Here is a 23,220-nt window from a genome sequence, read left to right as displayed (position 1 = left end):
GGATTCCTTTTCATTGCCAAGCGATTTTCACGGTGCGATATTGCGCCAGGGAACGCTTTGTCATGACAAGGTACGGGGAGACAAAAAATCAAACGCCTCAAACGCAACATGACCCTGCTGGTGAGCTCGCTGATGCTCATGGCAGTGGTCGTCACCAGTGTGGTGCTCTACCAAAGTTACAGGCAGGTAGAGCGCACCTCGATCAACCATGCCCTCAACGTGGCACGTATCGCGCAGCGCTCGATCTCGCGCAACATGGAACTGCTCTCGCTGGACCTGGACAGCGTGGCCTGGCGCTACCGGCATACCCAACTGCACAGCATGCCGGTGCAGCAGCAACTGGAATTCCTGCTGGGCGAAAAAGTGGAAGCCGGTTATATCGTCGCCCAGGGTATCGTCAATGCCGAGGGGACACTGGTGGTCGGTTCACCGATACTGGAGCAGATCATGCCCGGCAGTTTTTCCGGACGCGATTTCTTCGACATGGCACGTCAGGATGCGGCGACCACCCTCTATATCTCGCCACCGCAGTCCGTCAGGCTGGAGCGGCGCGCCCAGGTGATCGTCCTGTCCAAGCGTCTGGTGCATGCCGATGGCAGCTTTGCCGGGATCGTCTTCATGGTGCTCTACCTGGATTACTTCCGGCAGCTGTTCGAGGCCATGTCGCTGGAAAAGCATGCGGTCATGTCGCTCTACTCGGTGGACGGTGTGGCCTACATGCGGGTGCCCTATGACGATGCCTTCATCGGTTCCGTGCTGGAGAATGCCCCGCAGCTGCAAAAACTGCTGGCCTCGACGTCCCCCGCCGAAGGCAGCTATTTCACGCGTTCCCTGCAGGATGGCGTACAACGTCTGTACTCCTACGTGCGCGTGCCGAAGACGCGCTGGGTAGTCTTCATCGGCCAGACCAAGCAGACGCTGTTCCGCGAGTGGATGCGCATGTTGTACGCGGTGCTGTTCCTGCTGGCCGTCTTCAGTACCGCCAGCGTCTATCTCATGAGCTTGCTGCGCGAGGAATTCTTTCGCCGCAGCAAGCTGGATCAGCAACTGGAAGAACAGGCCCGCACCGACAAGCTCACGACGCTGTTGAACCGCCGCGCCCTGGACGAGGGCCTGCAGGAAGCCTGGCACAAATGCCAGCGCAACCAGGCCGCACGCTTTGCGGTGCTGTTTACGGATGTGGATTTCTTCAAGCTCTACAACGATACCTATGGCCACAAGGCCGGTGACTATGCCCTGGTGGCCGTGGCCCGCTGCATCAGGAGCGCGGTCTCGCGCCATTTCGACCGGGCAGGACGGTATGGCGGGGAGGAATTCGTGGTGCTGCTCGATGAAGCCGATGCCGAGGGCGCCCTGCACGTGGCCAGGACCATCATCGCGGCGCTGCAGGCGCAGAAGATCCCGCATGAGCGCAGCCCCTGCGGCCGACTCACCATCAGCATCGGCGTGGCCTGCCTGGAGCGGGGCGTCCATCGCAGCATCGAGGAAGTGGTCAAGGCGGCCGACCAGGCGCTCTACCAGGCCAAGCGGGACGGCCGCAACCGCGTGGTGCTGTACCAGGCGCCCACCGAAGTGGTGCCGGCCGCGTGGCAGCTCAGTTCAGCGAACAGTTGAGCCACTTGGCGATGCGCACGCCATCCAGGCGCGAGCCATTGGCCGTCCCGCTGCCCAGCATGGTGACAATCACCGGGCGGCGGTCGTGCACCAGCAGGCGCAGCACCATGTTGTGGCCGGACTCGTTGATGAAGCCGGTCTTCTGTACCGTGGCATTGACCTGGCCGTAGCGGATCAGACGGTTGGAATTGATGTACTGCAACTGCCCGCGACCGATGTTGATGATCTTCTGCTTGTCCAGTGAATCGTTGCGAATGAGCTGGTAGCGGTTGGCCGCCTTGACCAGTTCGGCCAGCTCGCGCGGGGTCGAGACATTCTCCGGCGACAGGCCGGTGGCATTCTCGAAATGGGTATGGGTCATGCCCATCGCCTGGGCGCGTGCGTTCATGGCGGCGATGAAGGCCGGGCGGCCACCGGGATAGTCACGGCTCATGGCCGCAGCCGCGCGGTTCTCCGAGGACATCAGCGCGATATGCAGCATATCCGCACGCGACAGGCTGGCCCCCACTTTCAGGCGCGAATAGGTGAACTTCAGGGTGTCCAGGTCGTCTTCGGTCACCTCCAGGCGATTGGCCATGGGCAGCGATTTCTGGTCCAGCCAGACGATGGCCGTCATCAGCTTGGTCACCGAGGCGATGGGCGCGACCGTATCGGCGTCGCGCTCAAAGAGCGGCGTATTGGTCTGTTCATCCAGTACATACACCCCGCGCGAGAAGAGGTGGCGGCGCGAGGCTTCCGTGAAGCCGCAGCGCGACAACAGCTCGGGCTTGGTGTTGGTGGTGATGGCCGGGGTGGCAGCCTTGGCCGCAACAGCCGCCGTGCCCGCCACAGCGGCTGCGGCTGCATGGCTGCGACGGCGGCTGCGGGCCGGCACGCGGGCCTTGGCGGGAGCGACGGCCTTCTTGCGTACGCTGCGCTTGCGCCCCTTGGCGCCGCTACTGGCAGGCCGATGCTTGCCGGCCGTGGAACCGGCGGCCTGGGCCTCGCTGATCTTGCCCGACAAGGCCGTCAGCGCCAGCAGCAGCACGCTGCACATGAGCAAACGGACCAGCACGCCGGCGCGGCGCAGGCCAGGCAGAATCAGCTGAAAAAAGGGGAAATCATTACCGGAACGGGACTGCTGCGTGCAAAACATCGTCGAAAACCTTAGTCGGGCGCTCATCCAAGACCAGTCATGATACGGAAACTTGGCTTTTGATGCAGCACCCTTCAGCTGTGTATAACGACAAATGAACAATATGACAAACTGACAAGTCCCCCCGCCGCCACAATTTACTTCCCCGGCTGCAACCCGGCGGCGCATAATCTGTCCATTGCTGGCCGGGGCAGGCTGCTCCCGGCGCACTCCGTCCGACTGAATCAACGATTTCCTCATGTCCAATCTCATCGTACACGGCGGCCGCCCGCTGCGCGGCGACATCATCCCCTCCGCCAACAAGAATGCCGTCCTGCCCATTCTCTGTGCCACGCTCCTGACCGACCAGCCACTGCGCCTGATCGGCATTCCCGAGATCACCGACGTCAAGAAGATTCTGGAGATCTTCCGCGTGCTCGGCAGCCAGGTGCAGGTGGACTATGCCAGCGGCGTGCTGGAGCTGCATCACCGCGATACCCGTTTCGATCCCAAGCTGCACCATCTGCCGGAGGAGATGCGCTCGTCCATCATGCTGGTGCCGCCGCTGCTGGCGCGCTTCGGCGTGGCGCGGCTGGAAAACGACGTCAAGGGCTGCACCCTGGGCGTGCGCGAGATTGATCCGCACGTCGAGGTGTTCCAGCGCTTCGGGGCGCAGGTGGAGAGCAGTCCCGACTCGCTCATCATCCGCAGCGCCGGCCGCATGCAGGCCAATCATCACTGGCTGGACTATGCCTCGGTCACCACCACCGAGAACTTCGTGCTCTGCGCGGCTGCCGCCGACGGGGAATCGGTGCTCACCAATGCCGCCTCCGAGCCGCACGTGCAGGAGTTCTGCCGTTTCATGGCGATGATGGGCGTGCAGATCGATGGCATCGGCACCTCGCGCGTGAGCGTGCGCGGCAGCGGCCAGCCGCTGGGCGGTGGCGAGTTCCGCTTCGATGAGGATTTCCACGAGATCGCCACCTTCCTGGCCATGGGCGCCATCACCGGCGGCCAGGTGCGCGTGCGCAACAGCGCCCCGCAACAGTTCCCGCTGATCGACCGTACCTTCGCCAAGTTCGGCGTGGAAGTGGTGCATGAGAACGGCTGGTCGCACACGCGCCAGAACGGGCCGCTGAAGGTCGTCAAACCCTTCACCAGCAACATCCTGACCAAGGTGGAAGCCGCGCCCTGGCCCTATCTGCCGGTGGACCTGCTGCCCATCTTCATCGCACTGGGGGTCAAGGCCGAGGGCAACACCATGTTCTGGAACAAGATCTACGATGGCGCCATGGGCTGGAGCAGCGAGCTCTCCAAGTTCGGTGCCCACGTGTTCCTGGGCGATCCACATCGCCTGATCACCTTCGGCGGCTTGCCGCTGTCACCGGCTTCGGTGGAGAGCCCCTACATCATCCGCGTGGCCATTGCCCTGTTCATGGTGGCCGCCAGCATCGAGGGCCGCTCGGAAATCCGCAACGCCCTGCCGATCCGGCGCGCTCATCCCAAGTTCGTGGAAAACCTGCGCTCGCTGGGCGCGGTGGTGGACTGGGTCGAAGAAGACTGATCCCCGCCACGGCCCAGGCCCGAACCGACATCGAAGGGGACGCCAGGCGTCCCCTTTTCGCAGGACAGGAGAAGGGCTTTTCATCCTGCAGATCCCCGTTCGCAGTGCACGGATTTGTCCCGCTGCGCAGTCACTCTTGCCGAGGACATCGGATGCGATCATCGGCATCCTTCCGGTCACCTGTTTCTGCACGAATACCCTTTTGTTTTGCCGTATTTCCACGGGCCTTGTCAGGTTTTTGGAAGCTGTCAGAACAACTGCTTCTAGGCAGGAAATATCGAATTATTTCGATAGCTCTCTGCCAACTGCAGCCGCATAGTTTCCGCCGTTAATCTACGCCGTGGCGGAAGTACAGGTCATGCGAGGAGGATGCGGTCAAGCCACGAGAGAACAAGACAAGGCTGACCGCCCCCTGCAGAAACCCCTTCACCTACCACCACCGAGACAGGCTTCGCCCCACTGATCCGAGAGCAGAGCTTTGATCCGGACAGTCCTGTCTCAACCGCAATGAACGTCGCGCTGCCCTCCCCGGAGAGCGGCCTGGACTCGTGCGCCCTGCGGTTGGCGTAGTCGTGATCAACATGTGTGCCGGATGATGCGATCCGGTGCGCCTTCTACGACTGAGCAGACAACATGAGCGTTACCGTATTGAATCTGACCGAAGCCAGCACCCTGCTGCGCACGATCAACAAGCGCGACATCAAGGATGTGCGCGCCATCGACAACGACCTGGCCCTGGTGATGGAGAACGGTCACAAGATCATCATCAGCCGTGGCGCCGTGACCGCCGTGAACTCACCGCAGCTGGTCCTGGAATTCGCCGACGGCGACGTCGCCCTGGGCGATGTCTTCGAGAAGCTGAACCACATTGAAGTCGCCAGCGATGCCACCGCTCCCCTCATGACCAGTGAAGTCAAGCGCTATGGCATCAAGCGCGTGGTCAAGGCCAAGGACACCGCCAAAGACAAGGACGAAGAACAAGCCGAGGCCCGAGCGGAGATCGACGACGGCAAGCCCGTGGCCACCCTGGCCAGTGATGGCGCCCTCAAGCAGCCGGTGGCTGCGACCGACGTGGCGCAGAAATCGACCATCCCATCCTCTTCCCTCACCGAGGGCAGCAGCGCCGAAGCCGCCGACAATGGCGGCGGCCTGTCCTTCTCCTGGCCGGTGGTCGCCGGTGGCCTGGGCCTGCTGGCAGCGGCAGCCGGTGGTGGCGGCGGCGGTGGTGGCGGCCAGTCGGGGGCGGCCGCAGTGCCCAAAGCGGGCACCACGCTCTCCGGCGCCACCGTTCTGGGTCCGCTCAACAATGCCACCATCACCGCCTACGACAGTCAGGGCAACGTGATCGGCAAGCCGGTGCCGGTGATCAATGGCCGCTATTCGCTGGTGCTGGACCAACCCGACTACAAGGGCCTGATCCTGCTGGCCGTGCGCGACAACACCCCGGGCGTGGCCGACAACTTCGCCGATGAAGCCACCCTGCGCATCACCGACCTGGGCAACACCGTGCTGCGTTCGGTCGTGCTGGCCGATGGCAGCAACCAGACCATCAACGTCACCGCGCTGACCGAGCTGGCCGTGCTCAAGGCCGGCCTGAGTGCGGGCCAGACCAACCTGGCCGCCAGCCAGATCAGCGTCACCAAGGCCACCGACGCCAATGCGGCGGTGAGCGCCTTGTTCAAGGTCAACATCACGGCCGGCGAAGTACTGGCCACCAGCATCACCGACAGCAACGGCGCGGCCGTGGTCAATCCGGACTTCGCCCGCGGCAGCACTGCTGCGCGCAACTATGGCATTGCTCTCAAGGCCATCTCCAACCTGTCACAGACCGATCCCGCCCGCTATCCCGACCAGGGCACGGCGATCCGGAAACTGGCCGACAGTCTGCAATTCGACGATGCCACCAAGCCCAAATGGAGCGATACCGTCACCCAGTCCGACCTCTTCAACGAGCGCCTCAACACCCTCGCCAACGACCCCACGCTGAGCGAAGCCGAGCGCAATCAGGCGCGCGAGCGCCTGGCGTCACTGCAGAAGCTGCCCGACGGCAGCACCGTCAACGACCATCTGCTGACAAACCACATCGGCATCCTCGAACCCACCATCCTGATCCGCAATGCGACGCCCGGTGCCTCACCCTGGCAAGCACCGGCCGATGGCAAGCTGGTACTCGATGAGAACGAACTGAGCAATGGCGGCCTGGCGGTGAAGGCGCCGCCCCAGGCCAGAGTGGAAGTGACCCTGATCGGTCAAAACGCGCAAGGGCAGGAAATCGTCGTCAGGCTGCCGACGAGCATTGCCGACGGCAACGGCATTGCCGTACTGCGCGCCAACCAGGCCGCGCTCGATCTGTTCAAGCAGATGACGCGCGAACAGCCGGTCGCCGCACGCGTGACCGTGACCGACGGCGACACCAGCCGCAGCAACCAGAATGTCTGGAAGGGCAATGCCGACGTGCACATCGACGTCGTCACCCCGCCCGGCCTGACTGACTTCGCCGACAACAAGGTCGCGCTGGTCAACGATAGCTTCTATGGCGGCGCAGACGGCGACACCACCGCGCTGGGCAGCAATAGCGACAGGGTCACCAACGACGCTGCGGTACGCGTGTTGCTCACGCGTGTGCTCAAGCCGGAGGAACGCCTGGAATTCCAGTTCGCCACCACCACCACCGGCGCCAACAATGCACCGGTCTACGGCAACTGGTTCACCCCCGCCGATCTGAAGGCCACGGCACCCGACAGCAATGGCCAGGTGGGCTACGTCTCGAGCAAGCTCCCCCTGACCGAAGGCCAGGTCTGGCTCAAGGCGCGCATCGTGCGGACCGCCGCCCAATCGGGGGTTGCCCAGGGCAGTACCCGCGAACTGGGCAGCGAGCTCAAGTTCACCCTGGACAAGACCGCACCGGCCCAGGTGCCACTGCGCATGGAGGCCAGCGGTGATGATGGCATCAGCAGCGCCGACGGCATCTCCAGCCAGACCGGCATCCTGCTCTCGCCGCAGCTGCCTCTGGAGAACGGCGCCGAGGTGCACCTGCGCCTGCTGGCCGGCAGCGGCACCGATGGCAACACGCTGCAACTGGTCCACGCCAACGGCAGCCAGGAGGCGCTCACGCCCGGCAACTGGGTGCGCTGGCAAAGCGGCGACCAGCTCAGACTGATCGGCCAGACCCTGCAAGGCAACGGCAAGGCGCGCCTGCAGGTGCGCCAGATCGACGCGGCCGGCAACTTCACCGACAGCACCCAGAGCTTCGTGGCCGACAGCACCCGCGTGATCGAGCAGGTGGTCTTGCTGGCCAGCCGCGAGCAGGCGCTCACTCAAGCCAAGGCCGCCGTCATCGCCGCCCAGGAAGCCTATGACAGCGCCAGCGCAGCCGACAAGCCGACCCGCCAGGCCAGCCTGACGGCCGCCCAGACCAGGCTGCAGGATGCACAGATCGCGCGCGACCAGGCGCCGGAACAGGTGCGGCTCGGCCTGCTCAAGAGCAACGGCACCACCCGCCTGTCCGATCTGACCGGCACCGTAGTCGATCCGGCCTTGCTGCCGGCCATCCTGCGCGCCGTGGCCGCCACCGCTGACCCGGAGCAGGTCAATGACGCCGCCAGCCTGAGAACCCTGGTCAGCAACGTCGTCACCGCTGCCAATACGGTCCTGGCCAAGACCTCGGTGTATGGCGACAACGACACCAACCCGGCCCCGACCACCGCCGACTTCGAACGTCTGGCCATCCCCGGCACCGATCAGCAGGCCACCCTTGCACTCACCAATGCCGCCCTCAAGTCCTTGCCGGCCAGCCGCACCAATACCGTGGCTGCGCTGCGTACCATTGTGGAGGCGGCCGCGCGCGTGGCTGCCCTGGCCGATGGCACCCCCGGCAACACGGCCGATGCCGCCCTGCCCAGCGCCGCCGACTACACCGTGCTGGGCGTGAGCACGCCCTTGAGCCAGGCCGCCGCCCGCGTGACGGGCCAGGTCATCGATGGCAAGCCGCTCAATGACGTGGCCGCCACGACCGCGCTGGAAGCCATCGCTGCGGCCGCCCAGCGGGTGACCGAGCATGCCGCCGGCAACAACCTGGCCACCCCGCTCACGCCGCAGGACTTCAGCGTGCTGGGCATTCGCGGCGTCACCGCCGACAACGTGGCCCGCCTGGCCGCCGCCCTGCGCGACGTGCCCGCTTCGCTGCGCCCGACCACCGTGCAGGGCGTGGTCGATACCCTGGCCGAGATCCGCGCCGTCGTCGCCCTCGACCTGGGTACGCTGCAAGTGCTGATGAACTACGCCCAGCATGCAAGCCCCATCGATCCGGACAACCCGGCGCTGCTGGTGCCCACCCTGGCGCAGTACGACAATCCGCTGCTGCAGGCCGCCGGGACCCAGGTCACCCCGGCCAACCTGGCGTCGATCAACGATGCGCTCTTCAAGGTGGGTGTGGAAGCCGTCGATTCCTGGAGCAAGATCGCCGCCCTGGTGCGCTCCTACAACCTGATCCTGGCGGCCGCCGATGGCGTGAGCAACGCCACCGCGCTGCCCACCGAGGCCGACTACAGCCAGGTCGGCGTCAAGAGCCTGCAGGCGCGCCTGCCCGGCGTAGCCGATACGGCAGCACGGCAGAACGCCGCCACCCTGCTGGGCAATGTGATCGACCGCAGCAGCCGCGAGGAAGTCGACACCGTCGCCGAGCTCGACAGCCTGGCCGACATCGTCAGTCGCGTCATCCGCATTGCCGCCGGCCAGCCCGACACCCTCAGCGCCGACGAGTGGAAGCGCCTGCACGTGAACCCGGAACTGAACACCGAGCAGTTGCGCATCGTCCTGCCGGCTATCGCCGCCACCGCCGATGACGGCAGCGAAGTCACCACCCTCGCCGCCCTGTCGACCCGCATCGGCAATGCCCTGGGCAGCGCCCAGCGCATCAGCCTGTATGCCGATGACAACAGCAACAGCGCCCCCACCCTGGCCGACTACAAGAACATCGGCGTCACCGGCGTGGACGACAACCAGCTGGTGGGCGCCATCAATTCCGCCCTGGCCACCTCGGCCATTGGTGCCGAACAGGTGCGTCTGGCCGCCACCGTGGGCGACCTGATCCGCCTGGCCCGCGAAAGCGCGACCGATCCGGTCTCGCCGCAGCAGGGCGTGACCCTGAGCCTGGCCCGACTGCAGAACCTGGGGCTGGCGGACATCGCCGATGAGGCCACCCGGCTGGCCTTCCTGGATGCGGTGCGGGTCAAGGGCAACAGCGTCGATCCGGTCACCCGCGCACCGCGCTCGGAGGACAGCGCCGCCACCCACGACGTGAACGGCGTCAACAGTATCGAGGAACTGGCCGCCATCGCCAGCAGCTATGCCAGAGTGATGGCCTATGTGCGCAATGCCGCCGGCACCGCCCCGCAAAGCGAGGATTACCTCAACATCGGCGTGCAGCTGCCGGCCGTCAATGCGCCTCAGGCGCTGCAACTGCTGAACAGCGTCATCCACGCACAGCCCGATTCGGTCAAGATCAACACCATCGCCGGCCTGAACCGGCTGGCGCTGACGGTGGAGCAGCTCATGCAGCTGGCCGCCGTGAGCCCGCTGCCCGGCAGCACGCCACCGCATTACCCGGTACCGGCCAGTGCGCTCAGCGTCATCGAGCTGCAATGGCTGGGGATCAACGCGGTCAATGCCGACAACCTCCCCTTCCTGCTCAACAAGCTGCAAAGCACGCCCAATGACGGCAGCGCCCTGGTGTCGCTGAGTCAGTTGCAACAGCTGGCCGATGCCGCTGCCACTGCGCGCAACCGCATCGTCAGAGTGGCCCAGGACAACGGCAGCGAGCCCCTCGGTGCCGTCGATCTGGAAGCGGTCGGCCTGAGCCTGCCGGTCAACGGCAGCAACAGCAGCGCCGAATACCTCAAGCTGGTCAACGAGGCCCTGCAATCGACGGCCATCGATGCCAGCCGCGCCAACACCCCGGCGCTGCTGCAGACCATCATCGATGCCGCCCAGCACGTGGTCGACAACACGGCCGGTCACACGCCGCTGGCCAGCGCTCGCCCGAGCGCCGCCGATCTGGAAGCGCTGGGCCTGCCGCACAGCGAAGTGGTCAATGCCGGCCCGGCCGCCATGGAACTGCTCATCGACAGCATCACCGCCCGTCCCTTCGTCGACCTGGGCCGCAATCACGCCGGTACCACACTGCCCCTGCCGGCCAAGCTGAGCCACCTGCTGGACGTGATCGGTGCGCTGCGCATGCTGGCAGCCACCGGCATCGTCGGCACTGGCCTGAACGCCGCCGAACTGCAGGAACTGGGCGTGACCCTGACGCCCTACACCGATGCCAGCGGCGTGGCCGGTCACCATCTGCCGGCCATCCTCGCGGCCATCGCCGCCAGCCGCAGCGACGGCAGCGAAGTCAGTCGCCTGGGCAGCCTGCAGAGCCTGGCCACGCGGGCCGGTGCAGCACAGGAAAAGATCCGGCTCTACGCCGATGAAACCGGCCAGCCCGGCGCCCCGGCCCCCACGGCCGAGGACTACCGCTCCATCGGCCTGGTCAAGAGCGAGGCCGATGCCGGTGGCGTACGTGCCGCCCTGGTCACCGCCGAGCGCGTGGGGGCCATCAATGCTGCCCTGCATGGTCCCGGCATCAGTGCCGCCCAGGCCGATACCCCGGCCGAGATCAAGCGCGTCGTCGTGGCCTACAACGCCATCCTCGACAGCGCCAATGGCCACGCCGGCGACACCGGCGTGGCGCTCACCGCCCAGCAGTTCCGCGACATCGGCCTCAACGTGGCCGGCGTGACCCAGCCCAGCGGCAGCGGCGAGGCCAAGGACGCAGCCGTGTTCTCGCTGTTCACCTCGCTCATCGACAGCGTGCAGGCCGCCGAGGTCGCCACTCCGGCCAGGCTCGAGGCCCTCGGCGCCAGCGTGACCAGGCTGATCGGCCTGGCCGGACAGCCGCGCAACCAACCGGTCATGAACGCGCCCGCCGTCAGCGAGTTCGATACCTTCGGCGTGCGCACCCTGAGCACGGAAGAACGCGATGCCTTCGTGGCCGTGCTGCAAACCAAGGGGGTTGCCGACTTCGACACCCTGGGCGAACTGCAGGCGCTGGCCACCAGCGTCCGCGCCGCCTATGGACGTGTGCGCAGTTATGCCGACAACAATGGCGGCGCAGCCCCCACCCTGGCCGATTACCAGGACCTGGCCATCACCGGCATCAGCGACAATGCCGGCCACCGCGAGGCCGTCAATGCCGCGCTGGCCACGGGCGCCGTCACCGGCACGACCATCGCCAGGCTCAATGCCCTGCAAGCCGTGGTGGACTCTTACCGGCTGCTGCTGCAACAGGCCGATGGCACGGCCGACAACACCCCTGCGGCCAATCTGGCCAAGCTGGAAGACTTCGAGCACATCGGGGTGGACATGAGTGCGCTCAAGGCGCTCGACACCATCACCCCCGGTACCACCGGCAATGCGGTGCAACTGCTCAGTTCGCTGGTGGACAGCCGCACCGCCAGTGCGGTCGATACCCCGCAGGAAATCCAGCAGTTAGTTACATTGGTGAACAAACTCGCGCTGGCCGAACAGGGGCGCAATGCCGACCCCTTGCAAGTGGCCGACTTCGCCCTGATCGGCCTGACGGTGGACGCCGCCGCCCTCGCCTCGATCCGCCAGCAGCTGGAGAACCTGCCCGACAACGGCAGCGCCCTCACCAGCTTCGGCCAGTTGCGCACCCTGGTGCTGAGCGTGACCGGTGTGCCGACCTGGAACGTGGTGGCCGGCGACGACGTGATCAACCTGGCCGAACGCCAGGCCGGCGTGACCTTGAGCGGCAGCGCCGGACAAAACGATGTGCTCACGCTGTTCTATCCCGATGGCACGGTCATGAAGAGCGGCATCACCGTAACCAACGATGGCAACAACCGCTGGATCTGGAGCTACAGCCTCACCAGCAGCGACTGGGCGCGCCTGAATGCCGACAACGCCGATGGCGTCGAGAAGATCCTGCATCTGCAGGCCCGCAACACCAGCACCGGGGTGGATTCGATCAGGGTGGCCCACAAGCTGAGCATCGACACCGTGGCCCCGCCGGCCAACCTGCTGGTCAGGCTGGAGCAGGACACCGGCAGCTCGGCCACCGATGGCGTCACCAACCAGGGCAAGGTCACCGTCACCAACGTCGCTGCGGATGCGCAGTGGGAGTACCAGATCGACAATGGTCCGTTCCAGACCGGTTCGGGCAACAGCTTCCTGGTCACCCAACAGGGACCGCACACCATCAGCGTGCGGCAGATCGACAGCGCCGGCAACCGCAGCACCGCCCAGAGCCTGCACATGACGCTGGACACCACGGCCCCGGCTGCACCGGCGATCGCCCTGGCCACCATTGGCGGTACCATCAATGAACTGCCGGTGACCAACAGCGACACCATCCGCGTGACCGGTCTGGAGCCCAATGCCAGCTGGCAATGGCGCGTCAACCGCAACGACTTCACCGACAATCCGGACTGGATCAACGGTACCGGCGACAGCTTCAACCCGGGCGGCGCCGCTGCCAACCAGAACCGCAACCTCTACGTGGAAGTACGCCAGCTGGATCAGGCCGGCAACGCCGGCAATGTCAGCCGCCTGAGCTTCACGCTGGACACCACGCCACCGGTCGCACCCCGGCTGGTACTGGCCGGTGCGCGCGGAGACGCTGGCACGGGCCTGTTCAGCAATAGCGGCAACATCGACATCGAGGGTCTGGAAGCGCTGGGCCGTTGGGAATATTCGCTCAATGGCGGCGCCAGCTTCACCGCCGGCAGCGGCAGCCGACTGACCCTGCCGGCCGGCGATGGCCAGAAGACGGTCATCGTGCGTCAGTTCGACCTGGCGGGCAACCGCACCGACAGCGCTGCCTTGAACTTTACGCTGGATACGATCAGGCCCAATGCCCCGACACTGCGTCTGCGCACCGATTCCGGCAGCAGCAACAGCGATGGCATCACCAACGATGGCACCATCCGCATCGAAGGCCTGGAGAACGGCGCCACCTGGGAATACAGCCTGGACGGGGGCCTGAACTGGTCCTCCCAGGACATCGCCAGCGACAACACGCTCAGCCTGACCGACAACGGCACCCGCAGAAGCCTGCTGGCGCGCCAGATCGACCGTGCCGGCAACGTCAGCGCTGCCAGCGCCAAACTGGACTTCACCATCGATACCACGCCGCCGCGCAACCCGCGCCTGATGCTGGCCGACAACACCAGCGGCGACGACCTGCTGCGCCTGACCAGGAACGGCACCATCAACGTGCTGGACCTGGATGCGGGCAGCACCTGGCAATACAGCACCGATGGTGGCACCACCTGGCGCGATGGCGTCGGCAGCAGCTTCACCGTCAGCGGCGATGGCGACAAGCAGCTGCGGGTACGGCAGACCGACGTGGCCGGCAACACCAGCACCAGCGCGGTGCTGACCATGAAGCTCGACACCGTCGCCCCGGTCAAACCGGGCACAGCTTCGCTGGTCAACGACAGCGGCACGCTCGGCAATGACCTGCTCACCAACGACGGTCGCCTGCAGGCACCGGTCCCCAGCGAAGCCGGTCTGCGCTATGAATACAGCGTTGACAGCGGCCTCACCTGGAGCGACATCAGCCAGCCTGTCAAGGGCGTCAAGCAGGGCGGCAACGATGGCGAGAAGAGTGTGCTCCTGCGCAGCCGCGACGCGGCCGGCAACATCAGTGTGTCCAGCGATGTGTTCCGCTTCACGCTCGATACGCGCGCACCGGACAAGCCGCTGGCACCGAGACTGGCGAGCGACACGGGCGACTCCAGCAGCGACGGCATTACCAGCAATGGCCAGATCGTGCCTAGCGGTCCGGTCGAGCCGACGGCGAGTTTCGAATACAGCGTCGACGGCGGTGAATGGGGCAGTCTGTCCAACCCCATCAAGGGCAGCAAGGACGGCGGCATGGACGGTCTCAAGAACGTGCGCCTGCGCATCAAGGACAAAGCCGGCAACGTCAGCGAGCCCAGCGATGTCTTCAGCTTCACGCTGGACACGACGCCGCCCCCCAAGGCGACCCTGGCCATGGTCAAACCCCCGGTCGGGGGCAGCACCGATGACGGCACGGTGCGCGTGGCCAACCTCGAAGCCGGGTCGCGCTGGGAATACAGCGTGGATGGCGGCACCACCTGGAGCGCCGGCAGTGGCGACAGCTTCAAGGTCAAGGGCAGCATCGATGGCAGCGGCAACACCGACGGCGCCAAGAGCGTGAAGGTGCGGCAGCTCGACAAGGCCGGCAACGCCAGCGAAAGCGACGTGCTGCAGTTCAATCTCGTCACCCGTATCGAAGCGCCCACGGTGAACGTGGTCTCGCCATTGAAGACCCTGGCCGATGGTACGGTCATCGTGGATGCGGCCAACGGACCCAACAAGACGGTGACGCTGGAGGTTGCCGGACGTCGCGGCAGCGTGGCGGTATTGACGCGCGACGATGGCACCGAGATCGAGCGCAAGAACGTCGACAACTTCGGCAAGGCCAGCTTCAATCTCAATCGCAGCCTCACGGTGAGCGGCCTGAAGACCGTCGTCGGCGGCAATACCACGGCCAATGCCGTGTACACGCTTCTGTCTTCGGACGATGTGCGCTCGCTGCGCGAGAGCGGTACCGGACCCTTCAGCGCGATCTATCTGGCCACCGGTGCGGCTGCCATTGATCCGGGCAGACCGGTCTACAGTACCGGCAACGGCGCCGGCGACTGGTTCGTCTGGTCGGCCATCGGCGGTGGCTACGTGATCTCGCGCAGGAATGATGGCAACGAATGGTTCCGCGAAGCGCCCTCCAGCCAGTCGGCGCAGACCCCGGAGTCGGTAGCGACCTGGCTGGCGCTCAATCGCCCTGCCACTCTGCTGGCCGACGATCTGCTGCGCAACAATGGGGTCTCCGGCCACCAGAGCCGGCTCGACGGGGTGAGCCTGGTCAATGCCAACGGCACGCGCGATGCGGCCTGGGGTTACAAGGTCAAGCAGATCGATGCCCAGGGCAGGAGCAGCGAAGTGGCCGACCTCAAGCTGCGCATGGTCACCAACCTGCCGCCGCAACTGGACCTGGACGCCTTCACCGAGGGCGTACAGGCCAGCCGCAGCATGACCGTCACCAGTGCCGAAGTGGCCACCGGCAACGGTGTCTCACTGATGCCGCAACTGGCCGCCGTGAAGGCCAACGACATCCGCTTCATCGAGCTGGTCTCCGACAATGCCACTGCCTCGCCGGTGGACTCGTTGATCCTGGATCGCCCGGTCGGCATCAACAACAACCTGGCACAGGTCGACAACAGGAGCATTGGCGGGGTAGCGGGCCTGAGCTACAAGTTCGTGACGATCGCCAACAAGAGCACGGTGACCATCACCAAGACCGATGGCAGCGCCTTCACCGGTGACCAGGTGCACGATGTTCTGCAAGCCCTGCGTCTGCAGAACATTGGCTTCAGCACCGAAGTGAAGACCCGCAGCATCGACATCAGCCTGGGCGACGGCAGCGGCCATCGCAGCGTCGACCTGAACCGGGTGACCGTGCGCACCGATGGCACCGGTCTTGGCGTGGATCTGGACGCCAACCGGCCCGGGGTGCAGACGGCCAAGACCCGCTACATCAACTCGACTGCCAAACTCCCGTTCAGTAGCTCTGAAGGCGAGCGCTTCGTGGAGAACATGGTGGCGCCATCGGCATCGACCACCCTTGAAATCCAGTTGCGCTTCCACGGCCTCAACAGGGATACGGATGACTTTGGCTTCGGCGTCGCCGCGACCAGCACGCCGGCGCTAGCGGGTGTATTCCGTGGCGACATCGGTGGTGTGAGAAACACCTTCTGGCAGACCACCACGGCCAACCCTGATGTGGTGGTGATCAAAAAAGGCGCAAGCCCGACCTCACTGGCTGCGAGTCCCATGACCGGCGCGGAAGTCAAAGCCATTCTGGAATCGATCAAGGTCATGAGCCTCAGCCAGGCCAATGTGGAACGCAGCGTAGACATCACGCTGGTCAATGCCGCCGTGGTGGGTACCCCGGGCATCACCTCGCGCGCCACCCTGGTAGTGGACACCGTCGCCCCGATTCTGGACCTGGACGCCAACACCCCCGGCATCCAGATACAGAGCAGCCAGTCCTTCACGCTGGGCGAAGCGGCCAATGGCGTCAAGTTGATCAAGGGTGCGATGGCTGCGCCCATGGCCAACGACATCGCCATGGTGCGCCTGACCCTGCCTGGCGGCAACGACGCCAGCAACGACAACCTGATCCTGGGCACCACGCGCTACACCACGCGCAGCAACATCGACTTCAGCGGCAGCCTGGGCGGTGTAGACGGGGTGGAACTGCATTACGTGGCCGGCACCCGCCTGGCCACCATCAGCCGCACCGGAGGGGCAGCGCTCGATGGCCTGCAGGTCAAGGCCATCCTGGAATCGCTCAGGTACAGCTTCGTGCCACCGGCGGTGGGACGCACCATCCCCATCGAAGTGGTGGACCGGGCCAACAACGTGGGCCGGGGCGAAGTGGTGCTGTCGCTGGACAACATCGTGCCGACCCAGCTGAGCACGACCTTGCTGTCGGGGTCGCAGAAAGCCTACGGGGTGGCGAAGATGGAAGATATCTTCGGCAATGTCTTCTTCCCCACGACCAACCCGCACAACCTGTCCAAGTCCGAAGGGGTCGCTACACCCCTGCCCTCGGGCTTTGCCAGTGCGGCCAGCTTCCTGGCGGCCATCCGCGGCATCTCGGCTGAATGGGGCGGCACCGCCATCATGGGCGATCCCAACCGGAGCAACCCCAACCTGAAGAGCTACACAATGTTCAACCAGGCGCCCACCCCCGGTCAGGAACTGGCCGTCATGCAGCAGGGCGGGGGCACCAGCGTGCTGGGCAGCTGGCTCAGTTTCACGCTGGTCAGGCAAACCGGCAAGTCGGCCGATGATATGTTCATCAACCACCTGGGCAGCTACGTCCTGAACAACCTGGACCTTTACCGCTCCGAGACCGCCCGGGACAAGAGCAGCACCGGCATCGACCTGGCCAACATCGGCCTGCTGTACCAGATCGATACCGGCAGGGCCAACAAGACCCCGACCATCCAGGTCGGCTACGACGGCAGCCGTGCCGCCGTGGGCGATGTGGTGGCGCTCTTCGAGGGCAATACCCTGCTGGCCCGCAAGGTCCTTACCCGTGACGATGTCGGCGCCGGCAACAAGACCGTGAGCCTGACGGTGGCGCAGAGCCTGGCACCGGGCGAGCATGACATCGTGGCGCGCTATACCGATACGGCGGGCAATACCGTGAGCGGACCGGCGCAGCATGTCTCGGTGGCCGCCGGTCGCGATGCGGTGACACTCACCGACCTGGCCGTACGCAGCAGCAATCAGGCACCGGCGTCGGCGCAGGCGCTCAATGCCTCGGAGAACCACTATGCCGTGGTCAATGACCTCGATGCCACGCAAGCCTCGGGCCATACCGCGGGGGGGCCGTTGTTCTCCGGCAAGGTCGGTGGCGCCAACGCTGGCGACCGTTACGTGGTGACCATCTCGATGGGCGGCACGGTGCTGGCCTTCGACGAAGTGGCCGCAGGCGACTTCGCCATCAGGCTGCCGGCCGGGTCGCTGGCGCCGGGCCTGTACAGTGATCTCACCATCACGGCCTCGCGCGTGGGCGGCAGCGACCCCGGACAGACGACCGCGGTGCAGGGTCTGAAGCTGGGCTGGTACTGGGCGGCGCAATCGGCCGGGGATATCGCGGGCGGCAACGGCAATGACGACATCGCCATCGGCGCTACCCGCCTCGGTGCGGCGACCTTCGTGCAGACCGGCGCCGGTCAGGACAAGATCATCGTCGGGTCCTTTGGCCGCAACGACAACCTGTCGGCGACCGTGGGCGATTTCACGCTGGGCGTGGACAAGGTGGAGGTCTTCAACCAGACCCTCACTCTGGCCAACCTGTCCAGATTCGTGACGGCCTCGGCCGGTGCCAATGCCAATGCCAACGACACGCGCCTGACGATCGATCTGGACGGGGCCGGACCGGGTACGCTGACCTATACGCTGATGCTGCAGAACGTGATGTACAACAGCGCCAATACGGCCAGCATCTTCGGCCTGTGAGGCGGGTCGGGGCGGGGTCGGGAATTTGACAGAAAGCTTCACCCGCCCTGAGCGGCAATCGTAGTACCCCACGACAAAGGGCGGCCCCAGGCCGCCCTTTGTCATTTTCCTTCATGCGAGCCGAAACCCTCAGAACAACAGGATCAGCAGCAGGATGATGGGGATGGGAATCCCCAAGAGCCAGAGCAGAATGGCGCCCATGTCAGTCTCCTTTGAAAGTTGGGATGCGGATGTGTTTCCGGTCGCGCCGCTTCAGCGCAGCTCGGGCTCGGCGACGCGGTGAGCATGGCGCTCGTGATGCAGGACCGGTTCGCCATAGAGTTCGTTGCGGTCACGCAGGCGGCCGCCATAAGTGGCCAGCAGGCTGGCGACGAAGGCCCCGCACAGGAGTGCCAGGAACATCCACAGCGAGGCATAGGCCGCCGCCTTGCGGGCGGCATCGGCGGCTTCCTTGCCCTTGGCGGCAGCCTGCTCCAGGTTGCGCTGGTAGGCGGCGAAGGTATCGGCCACGCGCTTGTCGGCATCGGCTTGCGACAGGCCGGTATGGCGTGCCACCAGCTGGCCCAGGTAGCGCTTGTCGTTGTCCGCCAGCTGCTGGTTGGCCAGCGAATAGCCGAACACGCGGACCACTTCCATGCGCTGGGCCGAGCTCAGTTCACGGCCATCAGCGGGGGTCGGTGCGGCCAGCGGGGCAGCAGGTGCAGCGCCAGCGTTGGGGGTAGCGGTCGTGTTGGTATCGGTGCGGAACATGGAGTCGATGAAATATCCCGAGGCACGATCGGCCAGGTTGCCTGCCTGTTGTGCGCCGTCCGGGCCCATGGCCGCTGCGGTCGCAACAGTACCGGTCCCCAGCGCGCCACCGGCGGCACCCAGGGTCTTGGCACCGCCCGAGATCACGCTGCCCACGGCCGAACCCAGCAGGGCGGCGGTGGCCAGCGAGGCCACGGCCCAGGCCAGCAGGCCATGCGCGGTATCGCGGAAATAGACTTCACGGGTATGCAGACCCGCCCATTTCACGCGCAGGCGGCCCGCCAGGAAACCGCCGATGGCCGAGGCCGCGATCTGGGTAAAGAGCAGCCAGCCGGCGGTGGAGTAACCGATGGCCTTGGCCGAAATACCCTGGCCGGACCACGGCGAGATGGAGGAGAAGCCCAGGCCGAAGCCCAGCATCACCAGGATGAACGACAGCGCGGCGGCGGCGAAGGCGCCCGCCAGAATGGCGCCCCAGGAGACGCCCGAACCGTTGTTGTTGACGGCCTCGACACTGGCCGCTGGAAGGGAATGAATGCTTGAGGTGGTCATGAGTCTGCTCGCAATTCTCGGTGGATTCTGGATGGATTGATCTCTGCGGCGAGCGCAGGGCCGGGCGGCATTGCCACGGGAAGACTGTAGGGGCGCGGCGGCGGTGACGCCATCGGCGCAGTTCGGCAGGTGGCGTAGGAGAGCAGGCATACCGTTAGTCGGCATGCAGGAGACGGACCATGCAGGCGTACCGGGCTCGCCACGAAAAACTGCACGGCATGGGCGCGCCGGGTCTTATAGAATGGGCGGCTCACCCGCGCGGCACAGCCGCTTCACACTGCTACGGATCCCATGATCACAACTCCCATCACCCACTTCCTGTTCGACCTCGACGGTACGCTCATGGACAGCGATGCCCTGCACCACGCTGCCTTCAACACCATCCTCTCGCGCTGGAACCGCTCGGTGGATCTCGATTACTACAAGACCCACATCATGGGTGCCTCCAATGCCATGATCTTCGGTCACCTGTTCCCCGGCATGCCGGCCTCGGAATATCAACCGCTGGCCGAAGAGAAGGAATACCTGTTCCGTTCCCAGTTGGAGCGGCAGGTCGTCCCTACGGCCGGCATTGAGCGCCTGCTCGACCATATCGCCCGCATCGGCGCGCGCACGGCGGTGGTCACCAATGCACCGCGCGCCAATGCCGAGCTGATGCTCAACGCCACCGGCCTGGCCGGTCGTTTCGATACGCTGGTCATTGGCGATGAACTGGAACGTGCCAAGCCCGATCCGCTGCCCTACCTGACCGCGTTACGACTGCTGGGCGGAACACCGCAACAGGCGGTGGCCTTCGAGGATTCGAGTTCGGGTGTGAAAGCCGCCAGCAGCGCCGGGGTGTGGACCTTCGGCATGCTGGGCGGGCTGGATGAAGCGCGGCTGCGTGCGGCCGGCGCCCATGCGGTGATCCGCGACTTCAACGGCCAGCCGCTGTGGGACAAGCTCGGCGGATGATCCGGCGCCCTCAGTCGGGACGCGCCGCCCCCACGTGATGATCCGGCAGGAACCACAACAGGGCCAGCAGCACGTGGATGGCGGTAGCGGTCAGGTGGGCTGCCAGCGAGAGCGCAATGGCGATGACGCCATCGCTGAAGGCTTCCAGCCGCGCCTTGTTCACAGCCCTGCCGCCTTGGCCGGCAGCGGTTGGCGGAATTCCCACACCACCAGCGCCACCAGGATAAGCACCGGCACCATCAGCCCGGCAAAGCCGATGGCGTGATAAGCGAAGGCGGCGGCGATGGCCCCTGCGCCGAAGGACAGTACCGGCCACACGAACTTGATGCAGCGCTCGGTGGTCCCGGCATCGGCGGCACCGCGCAGCATGTCCACCACATCGATCACCACTTGGGTGACATTGCCGGTCATCAGCGAAGTCGGTGCCAGGTGCGCCAGCAACAGGCGACTGATGGCGCTGTGCACGCCCATGGACGCCGTACCCAGCAGGCCGGCGGCCATCACCCAGCCTGCCGTGGGCGATTGCACCGGGGCAGCGGCGATACCGCAGAGCATGAAGCCTGTCAGCAGCAGCAGTTGCAGCAGCAGCGACCAGCCCAGCGCCCGACCCGCGCGGCGCTGGATGGCGGCGATGTAGAGGCGCGCCACCGCCACCCCCACAATGAAGGCCGGGAAGGCCAGGAACTTGAGCAGGATGGACATCTGCGCACTGTCGGCCAGGGCGGCACCGATGAGGATGAAGTTGCCCGTCACGTGGGCCGTGAACAGGCCGAACAGCGCGATGAAGCCCAGGGTATCGACATAGGCGGCGAGAAAGGCCAGTCCCGAGGACTGGAGGCGGTTGCGTTGTGCGGCTTGCATGGGGGATCTCGCTGTGATGAGGCGGGGAGCCAGGCCGCACACCTTAGCACCGCTGCGGCCGTGCGCCCATTATCCCTGTGGATAAGACAAGCCTGACCGGGACCGACTCCTTGCCTGACCGACAACAAGATCGTCTACCTGGATGCGGCAAAGGCATTTTCTACAAAAAACAGCACGTTTGTACAATCCAAGCCTGGCCGGAATGCCGATGATGCGAACTGAACAACGGCACGACATGGCCAGTGGCGCCCGCGGATGCGGGCGGGTCCGCGCACCTGTTCGGCCCAGGATTTTTGCAACCGGCAAGACGGATGGCACTATGGAAAGCACCGTATACGTCGTTGATGACGATGGCATGGTCAGGACCGCCCTGTTGAGACTGCTGGCCTCGGCCGGTCTGAAGGCACACGGCTTTGCCTCGGCCGATGAATTCCTGCGGGAAACCCTGCCGGGCGCACCCTGCTGCCTGCTGCTGGACATGAAGATGCCGGGCTCGGACGGCTTCGAGGTGGTACGGCGTCTGGAACAGCGCGGTGATGCCATTCCGGTCATCTTCATCTCGGGCTACGGCACTATCCCCGTCACGGTACAGGCCATGAAGGCGGGCGCGCATGAATTCCTCACCAAGCCCATCGAAGACGAACGTCTGCTGGGTGCGGTGCAGGATGCCCTGACCATCGCCGGGCGCAACCTGCATCAACGGGTGGAGCAGGCCGCCAACACCTCGCGCCTGGAAAAGCTCACGCCGCGCGAACGCGAAGTGCTGGAACTGGCCATCGGCGGGCTGCTCAACAAGCAGATCGCCACCGAGCTGGGCATCAGTGAAATCACCGTCAAGGTCCACAAGCGTCGCGTGATGGACAAGATGCAGACCAGAACCCTGGCCGACCTGGTGCGCGCAGCGGAGCGCTTGCAGATTCAATCGGCGCGGCAGCGCTAGGCGAACAGGGTTCGCCTCCCCCCTTCCGGCCACCCATCGGTCACCTCAGGCGAGACGGCTCGAAGTCCTTCGACTTCGTCCAGCGTTATGGTGCCGACTTTATGGGTAGCGGCAGATCATCCTTGCCCCACATATTTATCGTAGCTACGATAATATGTATGGACATCGTATTCGACTCCGGCAAAGATGCGGCCAACCTTGCCAAACATGGCGTCTCACTTGCGCTGGCCGCAGAGATGGATTGGGACGATGCGCTGATCAGGACCGATGACCGGCGGCGCATGATCAGCCTGCGCAAGGCCAATCAAAGGGAGTTTCAACTGTATGCCGAAAATTAAACAAGGGGCGCTTCCCCCTGACGATGCGGAAGATGCCGCGATCACTGCGGCGGCCTTGTCGGATCCCGACAATCCCCCCCTGACGGCCAAGGATTTTGAAGCCATGCAGCCGGCACGCAGCCGCGGCCGCCCCGCCGGCAGCGGGACGAAGGTCCAAGTGACGATGCGCTTCGATATCGACGTACTGGAGGCTTTCAAGAGCCAGGGCGCAGGCTGGCAAAGCCGGATGAACGGCGCATTGCGTGAATGGCTTGCGCAGCATCGTTGAGATTGCAGGCTGCGCGAAAGGCCTTGATGCCTGTTCGCACTGAGAACCCATTGCGTCAACAGACATGAGATGCGTTCTCAGTTCATTGGGGGTGTGCTTCTGACCGATCTCGTCCCCTCACCCACCCCATCGGCCCCACCC

At 65.2% G+C, this 23,220-nt stretch carries 11 protein-coding genes; 7 read left to right on the top strand and 4 right to left on the bottom strand.

All coding sequences use genetic code 11. The features are described 5' to 3' along the window. Nucleotides 1-108 precede the first annotated feature (108 nt). Nucleotides 109-1,614 carry a GGDEF domain-containing protein gene (locus tag HNO82_RS20570; protein WP_175344961.1) on the top strand — a complete coding sequence of 502 codons (1,506 nt, stop codon included), beginning with the start codon at nt 109-111 and terminating at the stop codon, nt 1,612-1,614. Here the strand turns inward: HNO82_RS20570 and HNO82_RS20565 are convergent. Beyond that, nucleotides 1,595-2,749, bottom strand: a complete 1,155-nt coding sequence (locus HNO82_RS20565) for a serine hydrolase (protein ID WP_175344960.1) — start codon at nt 2,747-2,749, stop codon at nt 1,595-1,597. The genes HNO82_RS20570 and HNO82_RS20565 overlap by 20 nt on opposite strands. Nucleotides 2,750-2,987: 238 nt before the next feature. On the opposite strand from HNO82_RS20565, the gene HNO82_RS20560 reads away from it, so the two are divergent. After that, the gene (locus HNO82_RS20560; protein WP_008333249.1) at nt 2,988-4,292 is read left to right on the top strand and encodes a UDP-N-acetylglucosamine 1-carboxyvinyltransferase; all 1,305 of its coding nucleotides are present in this window, start codon (nt 2,988-2,990) and stop codon (nt 4,290-4,292) included. Nucleotides 4,293-4,925: 633 nt separating this feature from the next. After that, nucleotides 4,926-18,416, top strand: coding sequence for an Ig-like domain-containing protein (locus tag HNO82_RS20555; protein ID WP_175344959.1), 13,491 nt, complete (start codon nt 4,926-4,928; stop codon nt 18,414-18,416). A gap of 252 nt (nt 18,417-18,668) precedes the next feature. On the opposite strand, the gene HNO82_RS20550 is transcribed toward HNO82_RS20555, so the two are convergent. Then, nucleotides 18,669-19,718, bottom strand: a complete 1,050-nt coding sequence (locus tag HNO82_RS20550) for a hypothetical protein (protein WP_175344958.1) — start codon at nt 19,716-19,718, stop codon at nt 18,669-18,671. Between the two features lie 291 nt (nt 19,719-20,009). Here HNO82_RS20550 and HNO82_RS20545 point away from each other — a divergent pair, with 291 nt between their 5' ends. Further along, on the top strand, nt 20,010-20,672 hold the full coding sequence (locus tag HNO82_RS20545; protein WP_175344957.1) for an HAD family hydrolase: 663 nt from the start codon (nt 20,010-20,012) through the stop codon (nt 20,670-20,672). A 10-nt stretch (nt 20,673-20,682) separates the two neighbouring features. Here the strand turns inward: HNO82_RS20545 and HNO82_RS20540 are convergent, their stop codons facing one another. Both HNO82_RS20540 and HNO82_RS20535 read right to left on the bottom strand, forming a co-directional pair. Continuing rightward, nucleotides 20,683-20,835, bottom strand: a complete 153-nt coding sequence (locus HNO82_RS20540) for a hypothetical protein (RefSeq protein WP_175344953.1) — start codon at nt 20,833-20,835, stop codon at nt 20,683-20,685. Then, on the bottom strand, nt 20,832-21,533 hold the full coding sequence (locus HNO82_RS20535; RefSeq protein WP_008333262.1) for a YoaK family protein: 702 nt from the start codon (nt 21,531-21,533) through the stop codon (nt 20,832-20,834). The genes HNO82_RS20540 and HNO82_RS20535 overlap by 4 nt, the downstream gene beginning before the upstream one ends. A gap of 319 nt (nt 21,534-21,852) precedes the next feature. Between HNO82_RS20535 and HNO82_RS20530 the strand changes: the two genes are divergently transcribed. The 3 genes from HNO82_RS20530 (at nt 21,853) to HNO82_RS20520 (ending at nt 23,079) form a co-directional block, all read left to right on the top strand. Further along, a complete protein-coding gene (locus tag HNO82_RS20530) occupies nt 21,853-22,473 on the top strand; it encodes a response regulator transcription factor (RefSeq protein WP_175344956.1) in 621 nt (206 codons plus the stop codon). Between the two features lie 158 nt (nt 22,474-22,631). Next, nucleotides 22,632-22,811 (top strand): BrnT family toxin, encoded by a 180-nt coding sequence (locus HNO82_RS20525; protein WP_175344955.1) that lies wholly within the window; start codon nt 22,632-22,634, stop codon nt 22,809-22,811. Continuing rightward, on the top strand, nt 22,798-23,079 hold the full coding sequence (locus HNO82_RS20520) for a BrnA antitoxin family protein (protein WP_175344954.1): 282 nt from the start codon (nt 22,798-22,800) through the stop codon (nt 23,077-23,079). The genes HNO82_RS20525 and HNO82_RS20520 overlap by 14 nt, the downstream gene beginning before the upstream one ends. Nucleotides 23,080-23,220: the final 141 nt, after the last annotated feature.

Origin of the sequence: Herbaspirillum sp. C9C3, from assembly GCF_013359625.1 — a bacterium.
Classification (GTDB): domain Bacteria; phylum Pseudomonadota; class Gammaproteobacteria; order Burkholderiales; family Burkholderiaceae_D; genus Herbaspirillum.
The sequence above is the reverse complement of the archived record's forward strand: the minus strand, read 5'-3'. Positions and strand labels throughout refer to the sequence as shown.

What these genes read in the sequence shown, in the direction of transcription:
- HNO82_RS20570 (WP_175344961.1), top strand. Translation starts at nt 109, where the DNA reads ATGACCCTGCTGGTGAGCTCGCTGATGCTCATGGCAGTGGTCGTCACC.
- HNO82_RS20565 (WP_175344960.1), bottom strand. Translation starts at nt 2,749, where the DNA reads ATGTTTTGCACGCAGCAGTCCCGTTCCGGTAATGATTTCCCCTTTTTT.
- HNO82_RS20560 (WP_008333249.1), top strand. Translation starts at nt 2,988, where the DNA reads ATGTCCAATCTCATCGTACACGGCGGCCGCCCGCTGCGCGGCGACATC.
- HNO82_RS20555 (WP_175344959.1), top strand. Translation starts at nt 4,926, where the DNA reads ATGAGCGTTACCGTATTGAATCTGACCGAAGCCAGCACCCTGCTGCGC.
- HNO82_RS20550 (WP_175344958.1), bottom strand. Translation starts at nt 19,718, where the DNA reads ATGACCACCTCAAGCATTCATTCCCTTCCAGCGGCCAGTGTCGAGGCC.
- HNO82_RS20545 (WP_175344957.1), top strand. Translation starts at nt 20,010, where the DNA reads ATGATCACAACTCCCATCACCCACTTCCTGTTCGACCTCGACGGTACG.
- HNO82_RS20535 (WP_008333262.1), bottom strand. Translation starts at nt 21,533, where the DNA reads ATGCAAGCCGCACAACGCAACCGCCTCCAGTCCTCGGGACTGGCCTTT.
- HNO82_RS20530 (WP_175344956.1), top strand. Translation starts at nt 21,853, where the DNA reads ATGGAAAGCACCGTATACGTCGTTGATGACGATGGCATGGTCAGGACC.
- HNO82_RS20525 (WP_175344955.1), top strand. Translation starts at nt 22,632, where the DNA reads ATGGACATCGTATTCGACTCCGGCAAAGATGCGGCCAACCTTGCCAAA.
- HNO82_RS20520 (WP_175344954.1), top strand. Translation starts at nt 22,798, where the DNA reads ATGCCGAAAATTAAACAAGGGGCGCTTCCCCCTGACGATGCGGAAGAT.